Annotated in this window: 4 protein-coding genes; all 4 read left to right on the top strand. The window is 42.5% G+C overall.

The window, feature by feature from the left end:
* Window positions 1–535: 535 nt before the first annotated feature.
* The 4 genes from ENN47_11920 to ENN47_11935 all read left to right on the top strand — a co-directional run bounded on the left by ENN47_11920 (window position 536) and on the right by ENN47_11935 (window position 4647).
* On the top strand, window positions 536–1417 hold the full coding sequence (locus ENN47_11920) for an enoyl-CoA hydratase/isomerase family protein (GenBank protein ID HDP78858.1): 882 nt from the start codon (window positions 536–538) through the stop codon (window positions 1415–1417).
* Window positions 1418–1570: 153 nt separating this feature from the next.
* Complete coding sequence (locus ENN47_11925) at window positions 1571–2857, top strand: ABC transporter substrate-binding protein (protein HDP78859.1); 1287 nt, start codon at window positions 1571–1573, stop codon at window positions 2855–2857.
* 65 nt (window positions 2858–2922) lie between these two features.
* The gene (locus tag ENN47_11930; protein HDP78860.1) at window positions 2923–3807 is read left to right on the top strand and encodes a sugar ABC transporter permease; all 885 of its coding nucleotides are present in this window, start codon (window positions 2923–2925) and stop codon (window positions 3805–3807) included.
* A gap of 9 nt (window positions 3808–3816) precedes the next feature.
* Window positions 3817–4647 carry a carbohydrate ABC transporter permease gene (locus tag ENN47_11935; protein HDP78861.1) on the top strand — a complete coding sequence of 277 codons (831 nt, stop codon included), beginning with the start codon at window positions 3817–3819 and terminating at the stop codon, window positions 4645–4647.
* Window positions 4648–4872 lie beyond the last annotated feature (225 nt).

Consider the following 4872-nt stretch of genomic DNA (forward strand, 5'->3'; position numbering starts at 1 on the left):
CTCCTCTCAATAGGTATAATTATACCTAATAAATCGAAGAAATGCAAGCCCACAAGATACTGTAACGAAGATGCTCTGTTGCCTTCGAAGAAACCTAGTTACAAAACAAGCGGGATGTCAGGTAAAATAAAAGTGTTCCCATTGAACCGGGAACACTTAATGGTTTGAAATAATCACTTAAGTTTATTCCAAACCCACCGGTTCTCCACGGATCAACCGTGACAGTCATATAGATATTCTCTATATGCCCAAGAGATGAGAGATGGGGCTCCCTTCTCCTTCGGCACCGTCGCCTTTCGATCCGCCTCGATTCCCTGATAGACGTCTACTATTCTCGGGTGCTCCTCCGTTGGGTCACTTTCGCTTCATTATAACACGTGTGCTAGGACAGAAAGACCACCGATGAAAACATAAGGTTAACTGGGTATTTTCATTTCTCAAAGGTATGAGTGCCCGGGAAAACCTTTAGGCTTCTCACTATTGAACGTTTACAGTTCTTCAGGTGTTAGGATATCTACTGAGAGGCGGTGAAGATATGGACTATACTGAGGTAATCGTTGGAAAGAAGAATCACATAGCAACCATCACATTGAACAGACCCGAGAAGCTGAACAAATTCACAGAAAGGTTATCCTTAGAGCTGAACGAAGCTTTGCTTCAGCTAGACAATGATAGCGAAACGAGAGTCATTGTGATCAAAGGTTCCGGAAAAGCATTCTGCGCGGGAATTGATTTAAACGAATTGCGAAACAAAACTCCGATTGAAGTTCATCACGCTGTAACTCTCATGGAAAGGATGACTCTTACTATTGCGGAGATAAGAAAGCCAGTTATCGTATCGGTTCACAAGGTAGCTGTCGCTAATGGTATTGGAGTTGTTGCATCTGCAGATCTAGCTATTGCCACCGATGATACGAAATTTGGCGCAACCGCCGTCAAAGTCGGTCTGTTCTGCATGGGTCCGGCTATTCCTCTGGCAAGATGTGTTGGCAGAAAAAAAGCCCTTGAAATGCTTCTAACAGGCGATCTTATCGATTCAGCCGAGGCTCTAAGAATAGGACTGATGAATAAGGTTGTCTCAGCAGAAAATCTAGAAAACAGCACAATGAAACTCGCAGAGAAAATATCGGCCTTCAGCCCGCTGGCCGTGCAGATGGGAAAGAGATCATTCTATAAGACCGTTGACCTCAATTCTCGTTCGGCCTTCGAAATTGCAAATTATGACTTCTCGCTTCTTGCAAGCACGGAAGACGGTCAGAAAGGAAGCACAGCCTTTCTCGAAAACGCAAACCCGAATGGAAACTTGAGTAATCCACAAAAAGTCAGTGTTGTTTACCGACCACGAAGTAGAGATTTTGATATAGATGTTCGTATATATATTGTGGAGATCATCCTGGCAGGTTTATTCTGTTTGTAAGTCGATTAGTCTCTTGAAGCTTCACAATACTTGAGAATACAATGTTTTAGCTTTTCTTCACAATGATGGTAAAATAAGTTGTTTGGCAGAGATGACGAGAAAGCCGAACACCTTTTTGGTGTGGCTTTCTATTTTTTTGTGGAGGTGTTTGTTTTGTCTAAGCGTGGGGTTATTGTGCTACTTCTTATCTTCGTTGTAGTAGCCACTGCATTTGCGGAAATCGAGCTGAAATTCTACTACCCTGTTGGTGTTTCAGGACCTCTGGCAAGAGTTATTGATGGCATGACCCAGGAGTTCAATGATTCTCATCCGGGGATTACTGTGGTTCCTGTTTACTGTGGAAATTACGATGATACAATGCAGAAAGTTCAAACTGCAGTTATGTCAAAGAATCCGCCTGACATAGCCGTTGTAGAGATTTCGGAACTATACTCACTGCTAGCTATGGATGCCATTCTTCCTCTCGACGATTATATTACAGCGGAAGGCGAGGAATTCCTGGATCAATTCTGGCCAGCTTTCTTCGGAAATGCAATCGCCAAAGACAAGATCTGGGGCTTCCCCTTCCAGAGAAGCACCCCAGTTTTCTACTACAACAAAGACCTATTCAAGAAGCATTCAAAAGCTCTTCTTGATGCTGGTCTAGACCCAAATCGTGCACCCAGAACTTGGTATGAACTTATCGATTATGCAAGAATACTTACTGAGAGAAAAGGTAACGAAACCACCGTATATGGTTTGATCCTTCCAGGTGGTTGGAATGACTGGATATTCGAAGCATTCTTAAGGCAGAATGACTCTTTCCTGATTGACCAGGAAAACAAAAAAGCCAATTTTGATTCTCCGGAAGCTCTTCAGGCACTGAATCTCTGGTATAAGCTTACAACTGAGCTAAAGGTCAGTCCTCCTCTGAGACCATGGAATATGACCATTACAGACTTCGTATCAGGAAATGCCGCTATGATGTACTACTCAACAGGTGGCATGCCCACTGTGCGTAGTATGGCGAACTTTGATTTCGGTGTTGCCTTCCTTCCAATGCACGTTACTTACGGAACCCCGGTTGGCGGTGGCGACTTCCACATTTTCAAGAATATTCCAAAGGCAAATCAGGACGCAGCATGGGAATATATAAAGTTTATGACGACACCTGAAAAAGCTGCGTACTGGAGTATGGTCTCGGGATATGTGAGCGTAAATAAAGACAGTTACGAGCTTCCGGAAATGATCGAGTTCCTGGACGGATTCCCTCAAATGTGGACTGCCGCCAATCAGCTAGAGTTTTCTTATCCAAAAATGATGGCCGTAAATTATCAGCAAATAAGGAAGATTATGGTCACAAATCTCGATGCTGTTCAGCTCGGCAACAAGACTCCACAAAAGGCTCTTCAAGAAATGCAGAAAGAGATCCAGGCAATTCTAGATAGATACAGCTTCTGATTCTTACGGCCGGGAAGTTCTGAAGACTTCTCGGCCATTTTTCTGTCTTTTGGAGGTCTAAACATATGAAAACCAAACTCTACAGGGGATACCAGCCTTTTCTTTTTCTCTTACCAGCTTTAGTATTCATAGCAATTTTTACCTATTATCCAATTGGCTATTCGGTATATTACAGTCTTCACTCTCAAAATCTCTTTTCGCCGCAGCCATCCTTTACAGGTCTAAGCAACTACATGATGATGATGAAGGATCCGATATTCTGGACTGTTGTCTGGAACAATGTGATTTACGGTGTATTTACGATTTTCCCAACTATGATTATGGCTCTTCTGCTTGCAATACTGATCGACGAATCGAAGAGATTTAAAGCCTTCTTCCAGCTTGGGCTCTTCTATCCGCTGCTTATACCTATGGCTGCAGCAGCAATGATATGGGTTTTTATGCTGGATGCCAATTTGGGAATAATAAACAAAGCGCTTCGCATCTTTGGTCTTCCGGAACCAGGCTGGCTGGGCAGCGACAAGTCTTCGCTATGGGCACTCATAATAATGGCTATCTGGAAGAATCTTGGTTATTATATGCTCATTTTTCTGGCCGGACTTCAAAGCATACCAAAGTATCTCTACGAAGCAGCTGAAATAGAGGGAGCTGGTTGGTTTCGAAAACATTTGACCATAACCATACCACTGGTTAGTCCGTCAACGATCTTTGTGTTCATAGTATCTGTTATTCAGTCCTTCAAAGTCTTTACTCAAATACATCTTATGACAAAAGGTGGTCCAGGGTACTCTTCGAATGTCCTGGTTTATTACATCTATGAGAACGCTTTTAGATACTGGGATATCGGTATGGCCTCAGCACTCACATCTGTGCTTATAATATTCTTGCTTTTCCTTGTAGTGCTAATCTTCGGTTTTTTCAGCCGAAGGGTCCACTATTCGCTCACTTGACTGGGGGAGATGAGATTGAAGCGAAGAAATTCCGGTCTTCTTAAGTATTTTTTCCTTTTTGCGATAACGATTATAGTTATAATTCCATTCTACCTTGTTATTGTAATTGCCTTCAAAGGAAGCAAAGAAATCTTCTCGGGTAACTATTTGCTTCCATCATTGACCCCGAGATTAGAGAATTTCAAGATTGTCTTCGAGTCTGCTCCTTTCGTTAGATACATGATAAACACGATTATTGTTGTTTTTGGAATTCTCCTTATGCAGCTCGCGGTGGTAATTCCGGCAGCATATGCTTTCGCAAGAATGAAATTCAGAGGTGCAAATTTCCTCTTCATACTCTTCATTATCCAGATCATGCTTCCTCTTGAGGCCCTAGTAGTTCCAAATTACCAAATAGTTAGATCAGCTGGCCTGTATAATACCTTAATAGCTATGATGCTCCCGTTTATTGGCTCAGGTTACGGCACATTCCTTCTCAGACAGTCTTTCAAACAAATTCCAAAGGATCTAGAAGACGCAGCAATAATAGATGGTTGTGGCCATTTCAGGTTTATCTGGAATGTTCTTGTTCCTCTTTCGAAACCGACTATCGTTACCTTTTCTTTGATAAGCATAGCAACTCACTGGAATGACTATATATGGCCGCTAATAATAACCGATAGTCAGAACGTACGAACTTTAACTATCGGTCTTGGTATGTTTGTTCAACAGGAGTCTGGAGCTGACTGGGGAGTTCTCATGGCCGCTACTCTATTTATAAGCTTACCGATTGTATTGCTGTTTCTCGCACTCCAAAAGACCTTCCTGGAGAGCTTCCTTACATCTGGCATGAAGGGATAGTAATAAGGCAAGCGACTCTAAAAAATATCTCAACCTAAGCCCAACTCTTCCAGATTTGGGCTTTTTTAGTGCTCGCTCATTAGTAGTGCGCTCATCCATTATATAGGGCTTCCTGAAAAAGCGTACAAAGCGCATGAATAGTGAAGTACAGGCGAATAATGTGGTATAATGGTGCAAGGGAAAACAAGGTATAGACTCAAAAAGCTTGCACCGAGGTGATGAAGA

Source organism: Mesotoga infera, from assembly GCA_011045915.1.
Lineage (GTDB): Bacteria > Thermotogota > Thermotogae > Petrotogales > Kosmotogaceae > Mesotoga > Mesotoga infera_D.